At 66.6% G+C, this 21,652-nt stretch carries 19 protein-coding genes and 2 pseudogenes; 10 read left to right on the forward strand and 11 right to left on the reverse strand.

Annotated features, from left to right (window positions below; all coding sequences use genetic code 11):
- Positions 1-14 precede the first annotated feature (14 nt).
- Both IU459_RS18720 and IU459_RS18725 read left to right on the forward strand, forming a co-directional pair.
- Positions 15-545, forward strand: coding sequence for a DinB family protein (locus IU459_RS18720; RefSeq protein WP_195130830.1), 531 nt, complete (start codon positions 15-17; stop codon positions 543-545).
- 138 nt (positions 546-683) lie between these two features.
- Positions 684-1,814, forward strand: coding sequence for an NDMA-dependent alcohol dehydrogenase (locus IU459_RS18725; protein WP_195130831.1), 1,131 nt, complete (start codon positions 684-686; stop codon positions 1,812-1,814).
- 13 nt (positions 1,815-1,827) lie between these two features.
- Here the strand turns inward: IU459_RS18725 and IU459_RS18730 are convergent, their stop codons facing one another.
- The 3 genes from IU459_RS18730 to IU459_RS18735 all read right to left on the reverse strand — a co-directional run bounded on the left by IU459_RS18730 (position 1,828) and on the right by IU459_RS18735 (position 3,711).
- Entirely contained in the window at positions 1,828-2,181 is a 354-nt protein-coding gene (locus IU459_RS18730; protein WP_195130832.1) for an iron chaperone, read from the reverse strand.
- 135 nt (positions 2,182-2,316) lie between these two features.
- Positions 2,317-2,445 (reverse strand): hypothetical protein, encoded by a 129-nt coding sequence (locus tag IU459_RS39335; protein WP_267469842.1) that lies wholly within the window; start codon positions 2,443-2,445, stop codon positions 2,317-2,319.
- 72 nt (positions 2,446-2,517) lie between these two features.
- Positions 2,518-3,711, reverse strand: a complete 1,194-nt coding sequence (locus tag IU459_RS18735) for a serine hydrolase domain-containing protein (protein ID WP_195130833.1) — start codon at positions 3,709-3,711, stop codon at positions 2,518-2,520.
- A gap of 42 nt (positions 3,712-3,753) precedes the next feature.
- Between IU459_RS18735 and IU459_RS18740 the strand changes: the two genes are divergently transcribed.
- The 3 genes from IU459_RS18740 (at position 3,754) to IU459_RS18750 (ending at position 7,730) form a co-directional block, all read left to right on the forward strand.
- Positions 3,754-4,587 carry a serine hydrolase domain-containing protein gene (locus tag IU459_RS18740; RefSeq protein ID WP_195130834.1) on the forward strand — a complete coding sequence of 278 codons (834 nt, stop codon included), beginning with the start codon at positions 3,754-3,756 and terminating at the stop codon, positions 4,585-4,587.
- Between the two features lie 95 nt (positions 4,588-4,682).
- Positions 4,683-5,216: a DUF3145 domain-containing protein gene (locus IU459_RS18745; protein WP_195130835.1), complete on the forward strand. Its 534-nt coding sequence runs from the start codon at positions 4,683-4,685 to the stop codon at positions 5,214-5,216.
- Between the two features lie 297 nt (positions 5,217-5,513).
- Positions 5,514-7,730, forward strand: coding sequence for a serine/threonine-protein kinase (locus IU459_RS18750; RefSeq protein ID WP_195130836.1), 2,217 nt, complete (start codon positions 5,514-5,516; stop codon positions 7,728-7,730).
- Here IU459_RS18750 and IU459_RS18755 read toward each other — a convergent pair.
- Together IU459_RS18755 and IU459_RS18760 are read right to left on the reverse strand one after the other, a co-directional pair.
- A pseudogene (locus IU459_RS18755) lies at positions 7,727-7,969 on the reverse strand (BBE domain-containing protein); the annotation flags it as partial. The gene IU459_RS18750 and the pseudogene IU459_RS18755 sit on opposite strands and share 4 nt — an antisense overlap.
- A 171-nt stretch (positions 7,970-8,140) precedes the next feature.
- Positions 8,141-9,370 carry a helix-turn-helix domain-containing protein gene (locus tag IU459_RS18760; protein WP_324198926.1) on the reverse strand — a complete coding sequence of 410 codons (1,230 nt, stop codon included), beginning with the start codon at positions 9,368-9,370 and terminating at the stop codon, positions 8,141-8,143.
- A 186-nt stretch (positions 9,371-9,556) separates the two neighbouring features.
- On the opposite strand from IU459_RS18760, the gene IU459_RS18765 reads away from it, so the two are divergent.
- A complete protein-coding gene (locus IU459_RS18765; RefSeq protein ID WP_195130837.1) occupies positions 9,557-10,732 on the forward strand; it encodes a helix-turn-helix domain-containing protein in 1,176 nt (391 codons plus the stop codon).
- Positions 10,733-11,232: 500 nt separating this feature from the next.
- Complete coding sequence (locus IU459_RS18770; RefSeq protein ID WP_195130838.1) at positions 11,233-11,577, forward strand: hypothetical protein; 345 nt, start codon at positions 11,233-11,235, stop codon at positions 11,575-11,577.
- An 11-nt stretch (positions 11,578-11,588) separates the two neighbouring features.
- Here the strand turns inward: IU459_RS18770 and IU459_RS18775 are convergent, their stop codons facing one another.
- From IU459_RS18775 to IU459_RS18785, 3 genes and pseudogenes are all read right to left on the reverse strand, one after another.
- Positions 11,589-12,458 carry a methyltransferase domain-containing protein gene (locus IU459_RS18775; RefSeq protein WP_228838122.1) on the reverse strand — a complete coding sequence of 290 codons (870 nt, stop codon included), beginning with the start codon at positions 12,456-12,458 and terminating at the stop codon, positions 11,589-11,591.
- A 173-nt stretch (positions 12,459-12,631) separates the two neighbouring features.
- Positions 12,632-14,341, reverse strand: a pseudogene (locus IU459_RS40515) (FAD-dependent oxidoreductase).
- 11 nt (positions 14,342-14,352) lie between these two features.
- Positions 14,353-16,563, reverse strand: coding sequence for a molybdopterin-dependent oxidoreductase (locus IU459_RS18785; RefSeq protein ID WP_195130839.1), 2,211 nt, complete (start codon positions 16,561-16,563; stop codon positions 14,353-14,355).
- A gap of 74 nt (positions 16,564-16,637) precedes the next feature.
- On the opposite strand from IU459_RS18785, the gene IU459_RS18790 reads away from it, so the two are divergent.
- Entirely contained in the window at positions 16,638-17,333 is a 696-nt protein-coding gene (locus IU459_RS18790) for a TetR/AcrR family transcriptional regulator (protein WP_195130840.1), read from the forward strand.
- 84 nt (positions 17,334-17,417) lie between these two features.
- Here the strand turns inward: IU459_RS18790 and IU459_RS18795 are convergent, their stop codons facing one another.
- The 3 genes from IU459_RS18795 to IU459_RS18805 form a co-directional block, all read right to left on the reverse strand.
- Positions 17,418-18,170, reverse strand: coding sequence for a hypothetical protein (locus IU459_RS18795; RefSeq protein WP_195130841.1), 753 nt, complete (start codon positions 18,168-18,170; stop codon positions 17,418-17,420).
- A gap of 290 nt (positions 18,171-18,460) precedes the next feature.
- Positions 18,461-18,772 carry a DUF3303 domain-containing protein gene (locus IU459_RS18800; protein WP_195130842.1) on the reverse strand — a complete coding sequence of 104 codons (312 nt, stop codon included), beginning with the start codon at positions 18,770-18,772 and terminating at the stop codon, positions 18,461-18,463.
- 621 nt (positions 18,773-19,393) lie between these two features.
- Entirely contained in the window at positions 19,394-19,639 is a 246-nt protein-coding gene (locus tag IU459_RS18805; RefSeq protein WP_195130843.1) for a DUF6374 family protein, read from the reverse strand.
- 444 nt (positions 19,640-20,083) lie between these two features.
- On the opposite strand from IU459_RS18805, the gene IU459_RS18810 reads away from it, so the two are divergent.
- Both IU459_RS18810 and IU459_RS18815 read left to right on the forward strand, forming a co-directional pair.
- Positions 20,084-20,737 carry a TauD/TfdA family dioxygenase gene (locus IU459_RS18810; RefSeq protein ID WP_195130844.1) on the forward strand — a complete coding sequence of 218 codons (654 nt, stop codon included), beginning with the start codon at positions 20,084-20,086 and terminating at the stop codon, positions 20,735-20,737.
- Positions 20,734-21,648 (forward strand): hypothetical protein, encoded by a 915-nt coding sequence (locus tag IU459_RS18815; RefSeq protein WP_195130845.1) that lies wholly within the window; start codon positions 20,734-20,736, stop codon positions 21,646-21,648. The genes IU459_RS18810 and IU459_RS18815 overlap by 4 nt, the downstream gene beginning before the upstream one ends.
- The last annotated feature ends 4 nt before the right edge of the window (positions 21,649-21,652 follow it).

The raw sequence follows: 21,652 nt of genomic DNA on the forward strand, positions 1-21,652 counted from the left end.
CTTAGGTTGGCCGCATGCCGATCGTTCCTGATGTCAAGGACTGGACCTGGGTGCTCGAACGCGCCTGTCCCGAATGTGGTTTCGACGCCGCCGCGACCAGTTACGAGGCCGTGCCCGCGCTGACCCGCGAGACGGCCGTCCGATTCGGGGCGGTGCTCGACCGCCCCGACGTCCGGGCTCGGCCGGACGAATCCACCTGGTCGGCCCTGGAATACGGCGCCCACGTGCGCGACGTGTGCCGCCTCTTCGATACCCGGCTCGGCCTGATGCTGGCCGGTGACCCCGATGGCGAGATCCCGCGTTTCGCCAATTGGGACCAGGACGCCACCGCGATCGCCGATCGCTACAACGAGCAGGACCCGGCCCGGGTCGCGGCGGAGTTGGACGAGGCCGCCGAGCGTGTGGCGCGCTCCTTCGAATCCGTTCCGCAGGCCCGGCGTGGACTGCGCGGCGCGCGCAGCGACGGGGCGGTGTTCACGGTGGATTCCTTCGCGCGGTACTTCGTCCACGATCTGGTGCACCACGTGCACGACGTCCGCGGCTGACAGCGGACTGTAACGCGTTCGGGACCTCCGTCACGCTGTACGCCCGAATTTTCAACGCGGTACTAGAACGCGTTACATTTTTCTCGTACTGTGGGTGCAGTCACATATAAGCACGTGCATGCGAGAGGGTCGACAGGAATGAAGACGAAGGGCGCGATCCTGTGGGGGATCGACCAGCCGTGGTCGGTGGAGGAGATCGAGGTCGGCGATCCGGTCGCCGGCGAGGTGCAGATCCGCATGGAGACCGCGGGCATGTGCCACTCCGACCATCACATCGTGACCGGCGCGACCCCGATGCCGGCCTTCCCCGTGATGGGCGGGCACGAGGGCGCGGGCGTGATCACCAAGCTCGGTCCGGACTGTCCGACCGACCTGCAGGTCGGCGACCACGTGATCCTGTCGTTCATCCCCGCCTGCGGCCGCTGTCCGGCCTGCGTCGCCGGGCACATGGCGCTGTGTGACCTGGGCGCGGGACTGCTACTCGGCCAGGCGATCAGCGACGGCACCTACCGCATCCAGGCGCGGGGCGAGAACGTCATCCCGATGTGCCTGTTGGGCACCTTCGCGCCGTACATGACCGTGCACCACACCTCGGTGGTGAAGATCGATCCGGGCATTCCGTTCGAGGTCGCCTGCCTGGTCGGCTGCGGCGTGCCCACCGGATTCGGCTCGTCCACCCACGTCGCCCAGGTTGCTCCCGGCGAGACCGTGGTGATCGCGGGCATCGGCGGCGTCGGCATGAGCGCGCTGCAAGGCGCGGTGCTGTCGGGAGCCTCGAAAGTCGTTGCGATCGACCCGAATCCGTGGAAGCGCGAACAAGCACAGAAGTTCGGCGCCACGCATACCTACGAGAGCATGGCCGCCGCGATCATGCCGCTGATGGAGGCCACCGAGGGCCGGATGGCGGAGAAGGTCATCCTGACCATGGGTGAGATGCACGGCGAGTACATCGAGGAGGGCCTGATCCTCACCGCCAAGGCGGGCACCCTGGTGGTCACCTCGATGGGCCGGATGGACGAGAACGACGTCAAGCTGAACAGCTTCCTGCTGTCCATGCTGCAGAAGACGGTGAAGGGCTGCATCTTCGGCGGCGGCAACGCCCGCCAGGACGCGCCGCGCCTGCTGGCGCTGTACAAGTCCGGCCAGCTCAACCTGGACGACATGGTCACCCGCAGCTACTCCCTGGAGGAGATCAACCAGGGCTACCAGGACATGCTCGACGGCAAGAACATTCGCGGCATCATCAAGTACACCGAAGCCGACTGGTAACCGCGGCGGAAGCTCAGTCCTTGCCCCGCTCGGCGAGTTCGGTGGCGATCCGTGCGATCAGGTCGTACGGGACCGGCTTGCCGAGTGGGAATTTCAACGTCCCCTTGCCCGCCTTGTACGGCTCGACCGCGCGCTGCAACGCCGTGTCGCCTTCGGGAATCGGGTAGAGGCTCACGTGCTGCTTCCAGCCCGCGAAATGAACGACGTTGTGACCGTGCAGCCGAAATGTGGGAATGCCGTACCTGATCGCCTCGGTCGCATCCGGTAACGCTGTCCGGATGGTGCGTCTGATCGCTTCGAGGACGCCCCGTACGTCCTCGGGGAACGCGGTCAGGTACGCGTCGATGCTGGTCTGCTGTTCCGCCACGATGTCCCCTCGATTCCACGATGGTTGACCGGTGGATACTTCGCTGAGCCGGGCGCCGTGAGTGTATGCAGCCAACCCGCCGGACCTGCGCCGGCCGTGACTGTTCGGCGCGCCGCTCGCCGCCGAGCGGGTGCGTCACTCGTCCTCCGGTTCCGCGTCGGGACGGGTCCAGGCCAGGATCATCGCCGGAGTGCAGCCGCCGACGAGCAGCGCGGTCAGCAGCATCACCCCGCCCGCGTAGGCCGCCTGGATTTGCCCCGTCAACGGTGGAAGCAGCCCGCGGCCGCTGAGCCAAGGCTGCGCTGCAGCCGCGAGGCGTCGCGTGATGGTCTCAGCTCAGATGCGACAGCGCAGCAGGGCTTCGCGCAGGTTACGACTGCGAACGTCATCGAGGACGGCGAGCCCCAGCCGGTTCATCGTGTAACCGAAGCCCAGACCGGTTGCGGGATCGGCGAATCCGAACGAGCCGCCGAGACCGGTCGTGCCGTAGGCGCGCTTGTCCGAGCCGAAGCGGAATGTGCCGCGCGACTTGCGGAAGCCGAGGTGGTAGCGGCTCTTGGTGTGCAGCACCAAGTCCTCGGCGGGGACGTCGTCGGCGGTCTCGGCCGCGGCGAGCCGGTCGAGCAGTGCGTCGTCGATCGGCAGCGCGCCGGTGCGGGCCGCGGCAGCGCCGTAGATCTTGGCCAGCGCGCGGGCGTTGCCGACGCCGTTGTGCCCGGGTAGTTCCACCTCGAGGAATTCACGTCGCGTCGCCCGTGCCGGGGCTCCGCAGCGCGGATTGGTCAGCGCCGCGTAGGACAGCCCGCGTTTGGCGTAGATCTCCGCGCCGATCCGCAGCGGGATATCGCGCTCGTAGCGCAACACGTCCAGCCCGCGGGTCGCCGACAGCATGGCGATGCGGTCCATGCTCTGCTCGGCGGGCAGGCCGATGAAGAAATCGAGGCCGAGCGGTGCGGCGATGTCCTCAGCGAAGATGCGCCCGAGCGTGCGGCCCCGCGGGTCTACCCGGCGCAGCAACTCGCCCTGGTACAGCCCGAGAGTGATCGCGTGGTAGCCGTGTCTGGTGCCGGGCCGCCACGCGGGTTTCTGCGCGGCCAGAATGGTGGCGAGCCCGTCCAGATCGGCGATCTGGGGCAACCGGACGATTTCGCTCAGGCCCGACAGCCCGGCTTGGTGGTCGATAAGTTGACGCACGGTCACCGCGTCCTTGCCGTGCGCGGCGAACTCCGGCCAGTACTTCGCCACCGGCTGCTCGTAGTCGAGCAAACCTTTGCTCACCGCCCCGGCGACGGCGAACGCCGCCATGCCCTTGGTCGAGGAGAACACCGGCACGATCGTGTCCTGCTCCCACGGCAGCGTGCGCAGCCGATCGCGGAAGCCGGCCCACAGGTCCACCACCGGGCGGTCGCCCGCGTAGACCGCGACGGCGGCGCCGATTTCGCCGTGCTGGGCGAAGTTGCGGCGGAATGCGTCGGCGACCGGTCCGAAACCGGACGCGACGTCCCCGTGAACAGTGGGCTTTTCACTCATGGCGACTCGATGGTACTGATGCGGCTCTCGTAGGCTCGCATGGTGCGAGCACTCGAGCAGATTCGGGAATGGCCGGTCCGGCACGCGGCGGCGGCGGTGGTCACCGCGGATGGGGAAACCGCGAACGAGGGTGATGTCGACCGGGTGTTCCCGCTGGCGTCGGTGACCAAGCCGTTGGTCGCCTACGCCGTTCTGGTCGCGGTGGAAGAGGGCGCGGTCGAACTCGACCAGCCCGCCGGGCCGCCCGGCGCCACGGTGCGTCATCTACTTGCCCACACCTCCGGACTCGCGTTCGACACCACCAATGTCCAAGCCGCCCCTGGTACGAAGCGGATCTATTCGAGCGCGGGGTTCGAGGTGCTCGCGGAGTTCGTCACCGAGCAGACCGGGATCGCGTTCGACGAGTATCTGCGCGACGCGGTGTTCGCGCCGCTGGGGATGACGGCGTCGGTGCTGGCCGGTTCGGCCGGGCACGCGGCACGGTCCACCGCCGCGGATCTCGCCCGCTTCGCCGCCGAATTGCTGAATCCCCGGTTGATCTCGCCGCAGACGCACGCCGAGGCCATCTCCGTCCAGTTCCCTGGCCTGAACGGCGTGCTCCCCGGCTACGGCTCGCAGCGTCCCAACGACTGGGGACTCGGCTTCGAGATTCGCGACGGGAAGACGCCGCACTGGACCGGTGGCACGAATTCGCCACAAACCTATGGACATTTCGGCCAATCCGGGACATTTTTATGGGTTGACCCTCGAACGGGTTTGGCGTGTCTCGCCTTGAGCGACGAGAATTTCGGCGACTGGGCGCGGGCGGCCTGGCCACCGCTCAGCGATGCGGTCATCGCGGAGGCGGCAGCCATACGCAACACGGCTGTGAAGTAACACGTGTAACTTCGGGCACTCCAGTAGACTCGGGCAACGCCAGTTCGATGAGTCGTTGGGGAAGACGTTCCTCGTCGAAGCTGGAGGTGTTGGTGGTGCGCGCATCGAGTCAGTTCGCGGACGCGACGGCGGGTGTGGTCTACATCCACTCGTCGCCTGCCGCGCTGTGCCCGCATGTCGAGTGGGCGCTGACCTCGGCCCTTGCCGCCCCCGCGAAGCTGCGCTGGACCGCGCAGCCGGCCGACGGACAGCTGCGCGCGACCAGCGAATGGATCGGCCCCGTCGGCACCGCCTCCCGGATCGCCCAATCGTTGCGCTCCTGGCCGGTGCTGCGTTTCGAGGTGACCGAGGACCCCAGCGAAGGCGTGGACGGCGAGCGCTACAGCTTCGTCCCCGGCCTCGGTCTCTGGCACGGCTCCACCAGCGCCAACGGCGACGTCATGATCGGCGAAATGCGTTTGCGCGCCATGCTCCAAGCCACCCGCGAACTCGGCAAGTACTCCGCTTACGACCTGGCCGCCGAAATTGACCGCGCCCTCGGCACCGCCTGGGATGAGGACCTCGAAATCTACCGCTACGGAACAGAATCCGGCGCCGAGGTCACCTGGCTGCGCCGCGATGTGGGGTAGGTGGCGGAGTCGGGCTGTTCCCACGTCGACGCGCCTACGTCGATGTGCCGAACGCCGCCGCTGTGGACTGGGTGGACGCCACCCGACTCGAGCTCTCCACACCGCTGCACGGTGAATGCCGTGCGATGAGCTGCGCAATCCGCCGGGGGGCCGATACCGCTGTTGCTATCCATTAGCTAGCTTCGGGGCGCTACCCTTGAGCAGGGAAGGTGCGGCGGAAAGGAGATGGCGTGGGCCAACTGCTATACGCATCGGGTAGCCGCCGTGTGATCGCCTTCGGTTGATCCCGAGCTACCGATGCACGAGCCGATCGATCCGGTCGATTCAGCGGAACGGACCCGCACAACGCTGGCCACCGCGGTGGCGCGGTTCTCCGAGGCTTGGGCCTCCGGGTTCCCACCCGATCTGTCCGGATATCTGCCTCGTGAACCGGCCGAGCGGCGTACGGTACTGATCGAACTGATCAAGATCGACCTCGAATATCGCTGGGTTCGTTATCACTTTCCCAAACGACTGATCGAATACCGGGCCGAATTCGCGGAGCTGCGCGATGGTCCGCTTCCGGACGCGCTGCTGTACGAGGAATTCCACGCGCTGCGCCGCGGTTCGGGGACACGCGATGCGGCCACCATGTCCGCCGAGGTCACCGCCCAGGCGGCCGGTCCTGAGTTCGCACAGCTTACGAGCGACTACCGCAGCACGATAATCGCCCGTCCGAGTGCCCAGGTCTCACTCGACGCCATCAATGTCGGCGACCATGTCGATGATTTCGACCTTCTGATGCGGATCGGGGCGGGCGCATTCGCCCAGGTGTATCTCGCTCGGCAGCAGTCGATGCAGCGACTGGTCGCGGTCAAGATTTCCCATAACCACGGCATCGAGCCGCAGACCCTCGCCCAATTGGACCACGAGTACATCGTGCGCATCTTCGACCAGCGACTCATCGCCGATGGCGAGCTGAGGCTGCTCTACATGCAGTACCTACCTGGGGGAACGCTGCTGGACGTGCTGCGCTTCCTGCGCTCGACGCCGCCCGAACAGCGCAGTGGCCAAGTGTTGCTCGATGCCGTCGACAAGGAACTGGCCGATAAGGGCGAGGTTCGGCCTTCCGAATCGGCTATCCGGGCGCGGACGGCAACCCTGACCTGGCCGGAGACCGTCGCCTGGCTGGGCCGCCGACTGGCGGACGCCCTGCAGCACGCCTCCGAGCGCGGCGTGCTGCATCGGGACATCAAACCTGCGAACGTGCTGCTGAGTGCGGAGGGAATCCCGAAGTTGGCCGACTTCAACGTCAGCTTCAGCCAACGCGTCAAGGGCACGAGTCCGCTGGCGTATTTCGGCGGATCACTGTCTTACATGTCGCCCGAACAGCTGGAGGCCTGCCATCCGGACCTGCCGGGAACCGCCGCCGACCTCGACACTCGCAGCGACCTCTTCGCGCTCGGGGTCATGTTGTGGGAGTTGCTGACCGGGCGCCGTCCGTTCGCGGACGAAACGTCCGCAGGCGAGTCGGAGACGTCGCTGGCCCGCATGCTCGAACTGCGGCGCAGACCCGTCGATCCGGCGTTCCTGTCGGAGCTTCCCCCGGATTGCCCCATGGCCCTGCGCGGGGTGCTGCTGAAGTGTCTGTCGCCCGACCCTGAAGACCGCTACTCGTGCGGTTCCGAATTAGCCCAGCAGCTCGACTTGTGCCTCGAGGAGAGGGCTCGCGACCTCGTCTATCCGTTGCCGGACAGTTGGCGGGCACGGCTTGCGCGGTGGTCCATCCCCATTCTGTGGTTGTCTTCGCTGGTCGGCATCAGCGTCGCGTCGGCCTACCTGGCTGTACATACCCACGCACTGATCAGGGGGCTACTGTCCGACGCCACCAACGCGCAGCTCGACCGGGGCGTCCTGGTTTTCAATCTTTGTGCTTGGCCGCTGGCCATCGTCATCTGGGGATACGTATCGCGCGAGCTGGTCGCTGTTCCGCGCGGCCTGCGCGACGGCAGACGCTACGACGAGGCAATGCTCGCGCGGGTGCGATCTCGAACACTGCTGTGGGGGGATTTCTGCGCGATGCTCACCTTTCTGTTCTCGGTGGCCGCAACCGTGGCAGGGGTGCTGCTGCTGCACTGGTTCACCGATATCCCGACGCGGCTGCTGATTCATGCGGCGACGACCGTGCTGGTGTCGGGCACCATCTCCGTCGCCTACACCTTCTTCCTTTCGACCTTCTACATCGTCCGCTGTGTCTATCCCGTCTATCTGCGCCACGGCCGCACGACGGCCCGCGACTTCGCCGATCTGCACGCGTTGCGGCGGAGAACCACGGTGTATCTGGCGGTAACGGCGTCGGTTCCGCTGGTCGGCGTACTGGCCGGATTCAGCGCCGGCCTCGAGCCCGCGGAGCTTCCGCTCGTCCGCGACTCGGTGCTGGGACTGTGCGCGGCCTCCGGGCTCGCATTCGTCGCCGTCTATTGGTTGTTCCGGAAGCTGGACGCAGACCTGCGCGCGCTCCAGCGGGTGGTCTAGCCGACGGGAGGCACGCTCTGCTCGAAGGTGAACACGTTCTCCGGGTCGTATGTCGCCTTCGCCTGTCGCAGCCGCTCGCGGTTGGAGCCCTAGTACTCGCGCTCCCAGTCCGATGCAGGGGCGTTCGGCACGTTGACGTAGGCGCCGTCGCCGTAGGGGCGCAGCGCGCGCCAGAAGTCGGCTGCCCAGCCCAGCGCCTCGGCGTTCAGCGCGGGGTCGTTCCATGCCGCCCCTGGCTCGCTGGTGAGATCTCGCCATCTGATTAATGCCGCCGCCGGGTGTCGCGGCGATCGTGACCGCCTGGTCCGCCGCCGGACGCCTAGTGTGCGCGGGCGGCAGCCGCTGCGGCGAGGTGATTAGCACTGTGGCGCGGCGCTGGTAGTCGGCGTGCGGTCACGTCGGACTCCTCATCAGTGTGATGGGAGGCCGACTCGATCGCACAGATCCCGAACGTCGTCGCGCATTCCTGATGGCGGGCGTTTCTGCAACGCGTGCAGGATCTCGCGGGCGTATCCGTTGTACCGGATCGTCTCGGAGGCTGTTTGCTCCGATTTATTCAGTAGCGCAAGGGCGGCGACGAACTCGTCACGCTGGTAATGCGCGCGGGCCACCTCGATGAAATGGCGGCTGCGGCGCGGTACGGATGCTATCCGGTCGGCATCGAACGAGCCCGCCGCGCGCAAGGCCTCGCCCGGTCGGTGCAGTTCTACTCCGAGCGTCGTCGCGTGTGCTTGCACCACCGGGATCGAAAACGAGGTCTGGACGTGGCGGTAGGTCGGTCCGAGTGAGTGGGCGATCCGGCTGGCTGATTCCCAGTGTGCCCAGGCATCGCCATAACGACCGCGGCGGGCATGTACGTACGCGAGCTCAGCCTGGAGAGCCCCGGTGATACCTCGCCAATCATCCGGAATGCCGTCTCGGTCGAGATAGGGCGTGAGCTGTGAGATCGCGCTGCGCGCCAACGCTATTCCCTCGTCCCAGCGACCGCTGTCGCGCAATGCCTGAACCATCGACCACGTACCGCACGCGATCAGGTAAGGATCGTCTGCCTCGTACGCCTCGTTCAGTGCGCGGTCGGCGACCAGCCAGACGAGTTCTGCCGCAGGCTGATACGCCACGAAGAAGTCCGTGAGTTGATAGACGCCCGAAAGGACGCGTCGAGCGGCGCGGCGGTCGTCGCGAAGCGCTCGCACTGCGCCCTGCGTGTCTCTGATCAATCCGGGCAGGAGAGCGCCTAGCTGCGTCCGATGATCCGGGCTCGCGTGACGTACTTGCCATGCCTGATGGAGCCGTAAGGCCAAGTCCTCGGTTCCAGGCGAGCGATTCGGAGCTGTCACGCGGTGGTCGCTCAACGCCGTTTGCACATCAGTCAGCGCGGCGTGTTGTTCACTTGCAAACACCGATACGGGCACAGCGTGCTCATCGCCCGTCAGCGCGGCGAGATCCTCGAGTTCGAGCGCGCGGGCGATCCGCAAGAGCATCGGAAGCCGAGGGGTCTGTAGGTGGCAATTCTCCACCGCCGTTAACCATTCGACTGATCGACCGACCAGGCCCGCGAGGGCTGGCCGTGACATACCGCCACGCTCACGGTGCCACCGGATGCGCTCGCCGACCGGGGCGTTGTCGTCGTAGCTGTACACGTCTCTACCCCTCTCGCCACTGGCTCGGTGGGTCAAGCCTAATTGGACGATCCTCGCTGATACCGGTCCTAATACAGTTTGTAACTCACCCGATTTGGGGTGCCGCTGCTTACTGCGCGCGAATGGAGTCACGATCCATCGGCTGTCAGCCTGGTGCGTGTGCGCGCGGCCGCCTACGCTCGAGATATGGAGCACACCGGACAGCGCATCCGGTATTGGCGGAGGCGGCGGGGCGGGATCAGCCAGAAGGTTCTGGCGGATCGTGCCGGGTTGACACAGGGTTACATCTCGCAGATTGAAAGCGGTCAGCGTGCGCTGGATCGGCGGGCGACTCAGGTCGCGATCGCTCGCGCCCTCAACGTCACTGTTGCGCAGCTACTCGGGCAACCGGGGGACCCAACCGATCCGGCCAAGGCTGTTGCTATGGCGGCTATTCCGGATATCAGGTCGGCCTATGTCGAGATCGCGGCTGCCGAGCGCCGGAAGCCAGAGCGTCCTAGAGAAGCTGTGCGCGAGGCGGTCGAGCGGTCGACGGTTCTGCGTAACAACGCCGACTACGCCGCACTGGCTCCGGGGATGGCCGAGCTGTTGCGCGACGCTTTCTACTTCGATGGACCAGAGTTCGTCGAGTTGACGTTCAACGCTCGGTTCCTGGCCAAAGGCGTGGGCTTCCCAGATCTCGCGGCGGGTATTGCGGAGGCAGGGCTTCGATGTGCCCGGAATCTAGAGCTCCCCGAATGGATTGGGTTGGCGGAGATTTCCCGGCTCAACGCGATGCCGCCGGAGAACGCTGTGTTAGCCGCTCGCTTGGCTTCCCGCACCGCGACCGAGATGCAGCCGTTCCTCGGCGCGGCACAGGTGCGTCAAGCCTACGGGAATCTGCTGTGCCGTGGTTCGTTCGCCAATGCAATTGCAGGGCAGTCGAGTAGCGCATCAGACCTACTCGAGGAGGCATACGCGGAAGCGCGGTCGCTTGGTGAGACAGCGGATGGGGGTTTCGGTCTTCTGTGGTTCGGTCCAACGAGCACGGCAATCTGGCATGTGTCGGTGGCAAGGGAACTCGGGGACATCGATCGAGCCATCGAGGTAGCGCGCACCGTCGATCCACGGCCGGTTCGGGCGCCTAATCGGGTCGTCTACTTCTGGACCGACTATGGCCACGCACTGACTGCCGCGGGCAACGATTCCGATGCCGTGCGGGCATTCTCGGAGGCTGAAATGGTCGATCCGCAACGTACTCGCATGGACCCGATGATCCTCGACTCCGTTTCGGCGCTCGCTCGCCGCGCCCGCCGTCAGGCGATCGATGGCCACCTACACAGCTTGGCGCACAGTCTCGGCATCGACCCGCACACGGTATAGCGCTCTGTAATCGTCGCGATGCGCTCGGGCGGCAGGCTATTGCTCGGCCCCGCCGTCGGGTTGATGCCGCCTGTCGTCGGCTCCTCGGCGGCGGGTGCTCACCAATACGCCGAGCAGGGGATGACTGGGATGAACGGGGAGAACAGCTGTGCGACCGTGCCGTTGGGGCCGAGTGCGTTGGGCATTATTCGACGGGCGGTATTCGTCGAGGGTGAGTCTCATGATGAGGGGATGATCCGGGAAATAGCTTGTGCACGAGGCTATTTCTTGGCGGAGATAGTCGTGCTCGCTACCGGGATCAGGGTCGCGGCTCTGTGGGCGGCCGAGCAGATCCGGTTGTTGGACGCGGCTGCGGCGATCGTTCCGAGTTTGGCGCATGCTCAACCGTTCGCTCGTGCGGTCACCGAACTATGTGACTTGATCACGCCAGAGCAGACGTATCCGCGCGGGTGTCGGTGGCCGACGCTGCTGCCGATCGATCATCTGTACCGGAGGTTGCCGTGAGCGGGTGGCAACTGTTCGCGGTCACCATCGGTGTTGTACTGCTCGCGGCGCTGGTGATCGGGATCGCTATGTGGCTGTGGCCGGTTCGGCTTCCGGAGGGCAGAAGTGTCGCCGACATCGAGCAACGAGTGCGACGGGAGCGGACGGATATGGACACTGCGGTCTGGCCGATGGGTTTCCCGCACGACGCACCCGAACATGCGATGAGTGTGGGGGAAGCCCAGATGACGATGCAGCGGCACCGCGCCTGCCACGTCGGCGAGTGCCCGCGCAAGACCGCTGCCTGGCAGGCGCTGGTGTCGGCGGGGCGGATTCGGCCGGATGCGGGTCGGCAACGGTAGGCCCTGGGCGCTCACTCCGGTTGGTGGGCGAGGACGGCGAACATGGTGACCGACAGGTGGTAGTCGCCTCTCGCTATGCCTGCTTCCATCGCGGTGTCCAGGTCGAGGCGCTCCTGCTCGGTGATCACGCCCTCAGCGAGGGCGGCGTCGATCATTTGCGCGAACAGGGGGCGGATTGTTTCCGGATCCCAGATCACCGCCTCCGAGCCCATGTCGTCGATCGCGAAACCGGCACCGGTGAGCAGGCCGCGCAGGCGTCGGCCCGACGTCGGATTCGGGGTGGAGGCGAGCATTGCCGTCGACAGGCGGGCAAGCACGTCGGGGTCGCCGGGGTGGGTGATCGCGGTGTGCCAGTCGCTGTCGATGAGCAGCACGCGTCCACCCGGCCGCAGGACCCGGGCGATTTCGGCGGTGGCGGCGGCCGGGTCGTCGAGGTGCTGGTAGACGCGCTCGCACCGGACGGCGTCGAACGAATCGTCCGGAAACGGCAAGTGGTAGGCGGTGCCCTCGCTGAAGCGAGCACGCGAACCCACTGCCTCAGCGCGCGCACGGGCGACGTCGAGCATGGCGGGATTCGGATCGATGCCGACCGCGTCGCCGTCCGGACCGACGCGGTCGGCGAATTCCAGCACCTCCGTACCTGTTCCGGCGCCTATGTCCAGCGCGCGCTCGCTGGGTGCCACTGCCAGGGCGTCATGCCCCCATCGGCGCATCCGCCGGATGCTGGGCAGTGTTGCCTGAAGGTCGAGGATGCCGACCAGTACGGCCATCGGGTCGTCGGCCGAAGCGCCGTCTCCGGCGGACTGGGAGTGGTCGAAAGCGATCGCGTCCGTATGGAATGACGGGGCGGGGCGGGGCGACGACGAGGGTTCTGTCGGCATGCCCCGACAGTAATCCCGGTGGCAGCCGCTGGCTAACCCTTCGCCGGAACGACCACTGGGACAGAGGCGGATCCTGTTTTGAAGGTACTCCCGCGTCCGTATGGAGCCGATGGGGCGGCCGACGATGCGGCTTGCCCCGACCGGCTAACTCTTTGCCAGAACGATTACTGCAACTACCGGCGGAACCTGGTTGCGTCGATCGGCAGTGGAACCGTCGGCATCGCATCGTCTCCGTGCGCAACGGCGAGCAGGGCGGGGAACGAGGCGAGCTTGCGCCTTGGTCGTCCCTGAACCGCGCCGAGGTCGCGCTCGGTCCGATCGATCGCTCTCCACTCGTGCACGCCGACGACAGCGGGCTGGCGCTGCCGGACCAGCGCGTCGAGGTGCTGTGGGGTGGCTGTCGGGGTGGGCAGCAATCCCGCGGAGTGGTCGGCGAGGAGTGCGGTGACGGTGTCCTGTGCGCATTTCTTGTTGGCGCCGATGCCTCCGGACGGGCCCCGTTTGATCCATCCCGCCGTGTAAACGCCGGGGATGTGCTCGCCGGTCCGGTCGTGCAGGACGCGGCCTTGGCGGTTGGGCAGCACACCCCGATCATGATCGAAGGGCAGGCCGGACAGCCAAGCGCCGCGATAGCCCACCGCCCGGAGCACCAGGCCCGCCTCGATCGTCTCTTCGATTCCGGTCGGGACAGCGCGGACGTCGCCGCCGAAGCCGCGCTCGAGGCGATTGCGGGCAATGCGCACCCCGGTGACTCGTTGATCGCCCCTGATCTCCACTGGAGAAGCCAAGTAGCGCAGCACAATACGGCGCGAGGCGCCGCGGCGGCGGGTCGCGAGGTCCGCGGCGGCCTTCGCCTTGGCCAGTCCGAGCGGGTCCGATCGAAGTTCGGCGAGCTGGTCGCTGTCCAGCGTGACCTCGTCGGCGAACGCGAAGACATCGGCGTCGTCGAGATCGGTCAGGGCGAGGAGTTCGGGCGTGGTGTACGCGGCCTGCGCGGGTCCACGACGGCCGAGGACCACGACTTACTCGATCCCGCTTGCGGCCAGAGCAGCCAGGGCGTGATCGGCCATATCGGTGGCCGCGAGATCCGCATGGTCGGTGACCAGGAGGCGCGCGATGTCGAGAGCGACATTGCCGTTGCCGACGACGACGGCACGGCGGCAGGAGAGATCGAACGTGCGGTCGGCGAAGTCCGGGTGGCCGTTGTACCAGTTCACGAACTCTGTTGCCGACGCGCTGCCGGACAGGTCCTCGCCGGGGATCCCCAGGCGGCGGTCACCGGAGGCCCCGTAGGCATAGACGACCGCGTGGTGCGCCGCGGCCAGCTCGTCGTGGGTGATGTGGGTACCGACCTCGACGTTGAGGTGGAAGCGGAAGCGGCCGTTGGCAGCGGCGCGCTCGAATACATCGGTCACCGATTTGGTGGACGGGTGGTCGGGGGCCACCCCGCCTCGCACCAGGCCCCACGGCGTGGGCAGGCGGTCGAACATCGTGACTGTCGCGCCGGGGTGCTCGAGCAGCTCGAGTGCGGCATACGCGCCCGCCGGACCGGAGCCGACCACCGCGACTCGAAGTTCCCCGACCTCAGCCCGCGCAGCGGGCAGCGGGGCCTCGGGGATGCCGGGCGGAAGCGGGTTGCGCTGGTAGTAGGCCTGGGCCAGTTCCAAGAACGGTGCCGCGGCGGGCGCGGTGTCGCGGGTGATCGCCCCGACCGGGCACTCGGCGACGCACGCGCCGCAGTCGATGCAGCTGGCAGGGTCGATGTAGAGGGCTTCGGCGGAGGCGAAGCCCGGTTCGTCGGGGGTGGGGTGGATGCAGCCGACCGGGCACACCGGCACGCAGGAGGCGTCGTTGCAGCACGGCTGAGTGATCACGTGAGGCATGGCGTTCCTTGCTAGCGGAAGTCGGGAAGCGGTTCCACGGTGACCGGGATTCCGTTGAGGGCGGCGTTTCCGCTGACGGTGTCCAGGAGCAGCGGGTCGGTGACATCGTTGGCGCTCGCGCCCGCGACGCGGGCGGCCACGGACAGCCGGCTTTCCGCCGCCGCGTGCCCGTAGCCGTGGGGCAGGCTGACCGTGCCCGCCATGATGTCGGTGGTCTGCCTGACGTCCACCCGCACGGCGCCGGTGCGCGAGCGCAGTACGGCGGGCCCGTCGGCCAGTCCGAGGCGGGCCGCGTCGGCGGGGTGCATGAGCAGATGGTGTCGCTGCGGACCGGCGACGAGGCGGGCGTAGTTGTGCATCCAGGAGTTGTTGGATCGCAGATGCCGTCGGCCGATCAACAGCAGCGACCCTGGATTCCCGGGAGCCGCTCCCAGGTCGGAGCGCAGAGTGTCGAGGGCGTCGGCGATCTGCGGCGGTACCAGGTGTAGTCGGCGGTCAGGAGTGCGCAGGCGATGCTCGACGCCCGGCCGCAGCGGCCCCAGATCCAGCCCGGCCGGGTGGGCGAGCAGCCGGCGCACGCTCAGTCGGTAGCGGCCGAAGCGCAGAAGCAGGTCCACCAGCCGACGCGGTGGAGTCCGCAGCCGCACCTCGGTGGCGAGGGCGGGCCTGCTGAGGCGACGGCGCAATACCTGCATCCGGCCGCCGCCGAGGTGGCGTTGGTAGGCCGAGCCGAGGTCGCGGAAGATCTCCCAGTCGTGCCGCGCGTCGCGCGGCTTGGGCAGCACCGCGGGCGAGTACTTCGCGGTATTGCGTACCGCGAAGGCCCGGAAAACCAAGTCGTAGTGGTCTCGTTCCAGCGCGCTGGTCGGCGGCAGGATGACGTCGGCGTGGCGAGTGGTCTCGTTGAGGTAGAAGTCCACGGCCACCATGAAGTCGAGGCCGCCGAGCGCGGTGTCGAGTGCGGATCCGGCAGGAGTCGACAGCACCGGGTTTCCCGCGACCGTCAGCAGCGCACGGATCTGCCCCTCGCCCGGCGTCGTGATCTCCTCGGCAAGCGCGGCGACCGGAAACTCCCCGGCGAAGGAAGGAAGCCCGCGCACACGGCTCCGGCGGCGGCCGAACTGACCTGGGTTGAGCAGGCGCGTCATGTCGATGGCCGGGTCGGTGAACAGCGTCCCGCCCTCGCGGCCCAGGTTGCCGGTGATGATGTTGAGCACTTGGATGGCCCACTGGCACACGGTGCCGTGGCGCTGGGTCGAAACGCCGAACCGGCCGTAGCAGGCGGCGGGGCCTGCGTCGGCGAAGGAGAGGGCGAGGCGGGTGATCGTGGCGGCGGGCACGCCGCTGAAACGGCTGGCGGCTTCGGGAGTGAACTCGGCGACCGCGTCTCGGAGCGCGTCCACGCCCGTGACGTATCCGGGCAGCCGCGGTGCGCGGTCGCGCAGGATGACGTGCACCATGGCCAACAGCATCGCGGCGTCCGTGCCGGGCCGGATGAACACGTGCTCATCGGCATCGGCCGCCGTTTCCGTGCGGCGCGGGTCGATGACGGTGACCCGGCCACCGCGCTCCCGGATCTCCCGCAGGCGCCGCGCCATGTCCGGCGCGGTCATCATGCTTCCGTTCGACGCGCGCGGGTTGGCGCCGAACATGAGGAGGTGCCGGGTCCGGTCGAGATCCGGTTCCGGAAGCAGGAACTGGTGCCCGTACAGCAGTGCGGAAACGACCTGGTGCGGCAACTGATCGACCGAGGATGCCGAGAAGTGGTTGTGGGTTCGCAGCAGTGAGGTGAACGCGGACCCGTGGGTCATCGCGCCGAGGCTGTGGACCGAGGGGTTGCCCAGGTAGACCGCCACCGCATTCGCGCCGTGGCGCCGACGGGCCTGAGCGAGTCCGCGCGCGGCCGCATCGATCGCCTCGGACCAGTCCACCTCCACCCATTTCCCGTCGATCTTGCGCATCGGCCGACGCAGCCGGTCCTGGTCGCCGTGCACGTCGGTCATCGCGACGGACTTGGGGCAGACGTGGCCGCGGGACAACGGGTCGTCGCGGTCGCCGCGAACACCGACGGCCCTCCCGTCCTCGACGGTGATCTCGATGCCGCAGATCGCCTCGCACAAGTTGCACGCAGCCTTCGCGGTGGTGCCGGCCTCGGACGCGAGGCCGAGTTTTACCCGTCCCGCCTTGACCAACGCATCGACGGCTGCCCCGGTCGCGCTCATGGTGTAGTCGCCTCCGCAAGAGATCATCTGAACATGACGTCATGTTATGTTTCGACGTGTCTACCATGGACCGCGTGCCCGACGCCAGCCCGCTCCGCCGCGAACCGGTCCAGCAACGCAGCCGCGAGCGCGTCGAGCGGATACTGGACGCGGCCTTGCGGATCGTCACGACCGACGGCACCGAGGCGGCGACCGTCCGCTCGGTCGCCGAACGTGCCGGTGTTCCGGCCGCCACGGTGTATCAGTTCTTCACCAACCGCGACGCCATCTTCGAGCAGCTCCTCGCCCGTGAACTCGCGCGCCTCGACGGCGAGCTGGAGAAGTCCCTCGGCGCCGCCCGGCCACACCCGGATATCGCGACGGCCGTCGAGGCGTTCCTCGCTTTCCATCGCCGCCACTACATGTCCCACCCCGACTTCGTCGCGCTGTACTACGCGTCACGGCACAACGAGGCTCTCCGCGACGACATCAGGAAGCACCTGGGCAGGCTCACCGACGTGCTCCATCGTCACCTGCTGTCCACCGGCCTGCTGGCGCCCGGCACCAGCCGACGCGTCGTCGAGGTGGCGGTGGAGCTCGGCGACCACATCTTCGAGGTGGCCCACGAGCGCGGCGACGAAGGTGACGCGCTGACCGAGGAGGGCCGGATCGCCATCACGCGCTACTTGCAGGTCTATGCGGGTGCGCGGCGGCATGACGAGCTGATCATGCTGGGCGAGCAGGCGATCCAGATCGTTTCGGCTTCGCGGAGCGCCCAGGCGTCGCCGTAGCGGCCGCGGCCACCCGCGCCTGCATCAAGAGTGGTTTTCGCTCGACGCAGGCGCGGGCTGAACAATCGCTGAGCGGGTCGAGAATCACTTCATGCCGTCAGTGCCTTTGCAGTCGTTGGCGGCTTTGGCGGCGTCCTCGGCGGCTCGTGTGGCTTCGGCGGCTGCTGAGACCGTGTCTTGTGCGATCTGCGTGATCTTCTTCCCGCGGACTCGCGCGCGATCGTCGGCGCTGGCGGCGAGGGCGTTGGCGGCGGCGCGGGCCTTTGCGGCGCGGGTTCGGCCGGCGTCGTCGTCGGCTATCGCCTCCAGAACGTCGGCGCGCCTTACGGAATCGTTGACGGCGGTCGGGAAGGCGGGTTCGGTACGGAAGCGGTCGTGGATGTGCCCGGCACCGCCATTGACATCGAATGTGCCCATCTCGAGCGGCGGCCGGTAGGTGTCCAGAGGACCGAGGGGCTCCTCGAACCGCGCGGTAGCGGCGTTTTCGTCAGTGAGGCGACGTTCGTAGGCGATGGCCGCTTCGGCCATTTTCTGGGCACGCGTAGCGGTATCGCGGGCGGCGAGGGCCAGGGCGGCCGCGAAATCCGCGTCCATACGGGCGATACCGCATTCACCGGCCGCCGAGTGCGTCCGAGCCGAGTCGGCCAGACCGCGTGCGGCTTCGGCCATAGCGCGAGCGTCGGTGACCGAGCGGACGAGGAGATTATCGGCGGCAGTGTGGGCGATGTCGCGGAAAGTGCGCGTGAGGACGCTGACGGTGATGTTCTGCGCGGCCATGGCGGCGCGGGCTTCAGGGGAAACGGTGTCGGCGGAACCACGTGTCTTTGCTCGAGTCATTGCGTACCTCCTGTGTGACCACGATCGGGGGATACTTCGGTCGACTACGAACATTTGGCCCGACACTCACGGGTGAGAAAACACCTCAGCCCATGGCGTGCGTCGGTGACGGACCTGGTTGTGCGACTGCTCATGGACGGGTTCGGTAGCTGAAATGCGCCGTGCTCACAAATCCCCAGACACGCCTGGCGAATGTCGGCACGCCGCTACAGCGTCATCAGAATCCGGCTGACCGCGACGGCGCTCGTGTGAGCGCGCCGCTGAACGGGTATCCGGCTGAGCGCCGGGCCTCAGCCGATGGATGCCCTGAAGTCCGCGCCCTGCTGGAATGCTTGCGCGACCTCGGTGACCTCGACGACCGGGTAGATCTCGTACTCCGCGCAGAAGCCGAATTTGGCCGGACCGTCGGCCAGGTCTATCGGATTGTCGGTCTCGACAACCGCGAACCCGCCCTTGCCGTCGAGCCGGCTGACGAATTGGTGGTACGTCGCGCTGGGCGACGGCTTCCAATTCGCGAACACTTCCAACGCTCGCCGGATGCCGGCTTCATTCTCGGCCGCGGAGCCGTTCCAATTGAAGGTCCAGGAAACCACGTACTTCATTTCATCCTCCTAGGGATGGCCGAAGTTGCTGGTCTGGTGCGGATACCCGCGGCGGAGCAAGACATACCCGCCCGTTGTCATCGCGCTGTCTACCGGGTCATGCGGCACAGATCATCGAAGCGGGGATAGGAATCCAGGGGTTCCCGCAGACACCGACCCACAGCGGGGCATACATGCTCAACATGACGGGCTCGACTTGTGTAGATGCCGGCACGGGGTTGTTCGCCACATGGACAGGCGCGGGTGACGCGATAGCTACACCTGAGCCGAGAATGATCATCGGTCCAACTAGTGCCGCTGCCGCCGCCGCGCGAATTGTGTGCTTTTTCATGGTGTTTCCCTCAGACGACTGCTTTCGGACGCCTCCGTCCGTCGCAGGCTTCCAACAGATGCACACCATCAACCTTGCTCGTAGGACCCGCAGGAGAACATCAGCCTTCGGGTCGGAATCTTTCGCACCCATACGTCCCGGCATGGCGCCGCCACGGCGAGCAACAAATCACCCCGCGAAGTGGACTCCATTGGCCAGCCGGCATGCGGTCCGGCGATGCGGCGTCACCACTGGCAAGGCGGATGGTGGTCGCGGGTGCGGCGTCGGCGCTGAGCCCAGGTTTCGGTGGGTCAGCGCGTGCGGCCGCGGTAGTCGAGGCAGGCCCTGCCGTCGACAGGCGAGTCGGACCGCGGTGCATCCGGAGTGCCCGACCCGGTGACTTCGGTGTAGATGCGCAAGCCTTCAGCCAACCTGTCTGCCATCATCTCGAGGTGTTCGGGCGGCAAGTGCTTCCCGAAGGCCGCGGCGTCCAACAATTGCCTGCGTACGTCGTTGATCTGCATCTGAGCGAATGGGATGGGTTCGAGTTCCGGCATGCTCGAGAACACTACCTCGAGTCGAACATACTTTCGATAGACTTGTTATGGCGGAATGAACGCGATCGAGCATCACGGCAGCATCCAAGCCGCCTCGCACGCGCGGGCTCAGCGCTGAACCGTCACGGGTTGGGGGCCGCTTCTTCCTAGAGGAAGATGGTCTCCATCATGTCGAAGCGTTACCGCCCGTTCTTCGTAGGTCTCGGTGATGTTCCAGCCGGTGGTGCGGCGGTGGCCGGCATGCGTAGGCCAACTGGTCGACGAGCGGTGCCAGCTTGAGCGCTCGGCGGCGCTCGCTGCATCTGGTCGTGTCCGGTCGGATCGCGCCGCGGTCCGTGAGGCCGCAACCAAACCCGTGGATGAGCAGCTGACCCGCCCAGTAATATCCGCAGCCTACTGACGGAAGGTCCCGGATGAGTCTGGTGAAGCGCAAAGGTGTTCCCGATGGCATCTAATTTCGACATCGCCGCTTTGGCCACTACGGCGCGGCAGAACGGATTTGCAGTCGCGACTGCTCGCCCATTCCAGATCGAACTACTGCGTACACCGCCGAACTGGAGGAAAGTTCCGACACGCAAGGGCGATTCCGCAGTGACAACGCTACGCCCGACTTCCGCCCAAGCCGCGAAGCCACGATCGCTCAGCGCGACCACCGGTTTGGGCGCTCAGCCGCTGCATACCGACGGCGCTCACTTCCGGGTGCCTCCAGACATCGTGCTTCTCTACGCAGAACAATCAACGACGACACCCACGATGCTCCTGCACAATCCCCTGCAAGGTTCCCCGGTATACGACGGAACGGCGGGGGTGTTCCTGGTGAACGGTGGCGACGATCGGTTCCTCGCCACCGCATACGACTACGGGCACGGCCTTCGTTTCGACCCGGGCTGCATGACTCCTCAAGACCAGCGAGCACGCGAGATCACGCAGGTCATCGCCGCCGCCGAGGCGCGCGCCGAGGCACACATCTGGTCCGAGCCGAACACCGTGCTGGTTATCGACAACACCAGAGTGCTCCACGGACGAGCAGCAGTGGTCACTGGCGATGAGGACCGTGCACTGGTCCGGATCGCGTTCAACACCAAAGGAGCCTCGTGAGCGACACCTACAACGCTGATGCGCTGTGGCTGAAAGCAAAACTCTTCCTCAACCATGCCATGGACGACGACGGAGTACGGACCTTCGACGAGCAGGCCCTCTGGGCTGCGCTCGCGCTCGAACTGCTCGCGAAAGCAGCGCTGTCGCGGCACTCCCCGGTACTCATCGCCGCACCCACCGAGGACGGCGGGAACCTGCTTGCCGCTGTCGGCCTCACCAAGGCCGACCGATTCGTGTCAGTGCCGGCAAAAACCCTGATCTCACGATGCAGCAAGGCGTTCCCACCCTTCAGCGAACGGGAGTCGTCGTTGATCATGCAGGCGCGAAACGAGTACCTGCACGGAGGTGCCGCCGTGTACACGAAGCTGCCCGCCAGCGCCTGGTGGCCGAAGTACTGGTCACAGGTAGCGATCCTGGTCCTGGTCCAAGACCGCACCATCGAAGATCTGGTCGGCGCCGACCGCATAGAGATCGTCGAGACATACCTTGCGACGAACAAGCAGAACATCGAGCACCGTGCACAGACCTTGATCGGACGCGCCCAGCAACGATATGCCCAAATACGTTCCGGCAACGTATCTGTGAAGGACGCAGCCGAGTGGGCCCGTTTTCCGGATCGCACCGCAGGGCTTGAGTATCGCGATGCCGCCGGATGCCCATCATGCGGTGAGGAAGGGACCGTCGAAGGTGACTACATCCTCGAACGAGACCGGAACTACGAACGGATCTCCGAAGACGACTACGACGTCTGGGACGAACTCACCGTGAGCGCCGAGTACTTCAGCTGCCCGGAATGCCAACTCGTACTCGACGGTGCCGAGCTCGTTGCCGCAGCCGGCCTCGAAGAGACCTTCTGCATAAAAGATGACGATCCCGACACCCACCTCGAAATGGAGTACGGCAACGACTGAGCCC

Origin of the sequence: Nocardia amamiensis, from assembly GCF_015477605.1 — a bacterium.
Taxonomy (GTDB): Bacteria; Actinomycetota; Actinomycetes; order Mycobacteriales; family Mycobacteriaceae; genus Nocardia; species Nocardia amamiensis_A.

Excerpts from the sequence above, each read along its gene's own strand:
- IU459_RS18750 (WP_195130836.1), top strand. The coding sequence starts at position 5,514 with ATGCACGAGCCGATCGATCCGGTCGATTCAGCGGAACGGACCCGCACA.
- IU459_RS18765 (WP_195130837.1), top strand. The coding sequence starts at position 9,557 with ATGGAGCACACCGGACAGCGCATCCGGTATTGGCGGAGGCGGCGGGGC.
- IU459_RS18725 (WP_195130831.1), top strand. The coding sequence starts at position 684 with ATGAAGACGAAGGGCGCGATCCTGTGGGGGATCGACCAGCCGTGGTCG.
- IU459_RS18775 (WP_228838122.1), bottom strand. The coding sequence starts at position 12,458 with ATGCCGACAGAACCCTCGTCGTCGCCCCGCCCCGCCCCGTCATTCCAT.
- IU459_RS18735 (WP_195130833.1), bottom strand. The coding sequence starts at position 3,711 with ATGAGTGAAAAGCCCACTGTTCACGGGGACGTCGCGTCCGGTTTCGGA.
- IU459_RS18800 (WP_195130842.1), bottom strand. The coding sequence starts at position 18,772 with ATGAAGTACGTGGTTTCCTGGACCTTCAATTGGAACGGCTCCGCGGCC.
- IU459_RS18795 (WP_195130841.1), bottom strand. The coding sequence starts at position 18,170 with ATGACTCGAGCAAAGACACGTGGTTCCGCCGACACCGTTTCCCCTGAA.
- IU459_RS18805 (WP_195130843.1), bottom strand. The coding sequence starts at position 19,639 with ATGCCGGAACTCGAACCCATCCCATTCGCTCAGATGCAGATCAACGAC.
- IU459_RS18810 (WP_195130844.1), top strand. The coding sequence starts at position 20,084 with ATGGCATCTAATTTCGACATCGCCGCTTTGGCCACTACGGCGCGGCAG.
- IU459_RS18720 (WP_195130830.1), top strand. The coding sequence starts at position 15 with ATGCCGATCGTTCCTGATGTCAAGGACTGGACCTGGGTGCTCGAACGC.
- IU459_RS18785 (WP_195130839.1), bottom strand. The coding sequence starts at position 16,563 with ATGAGCGCGACCGGGGCAGCCGTCGATGCGTTGGTCAAGGCGGGACGG.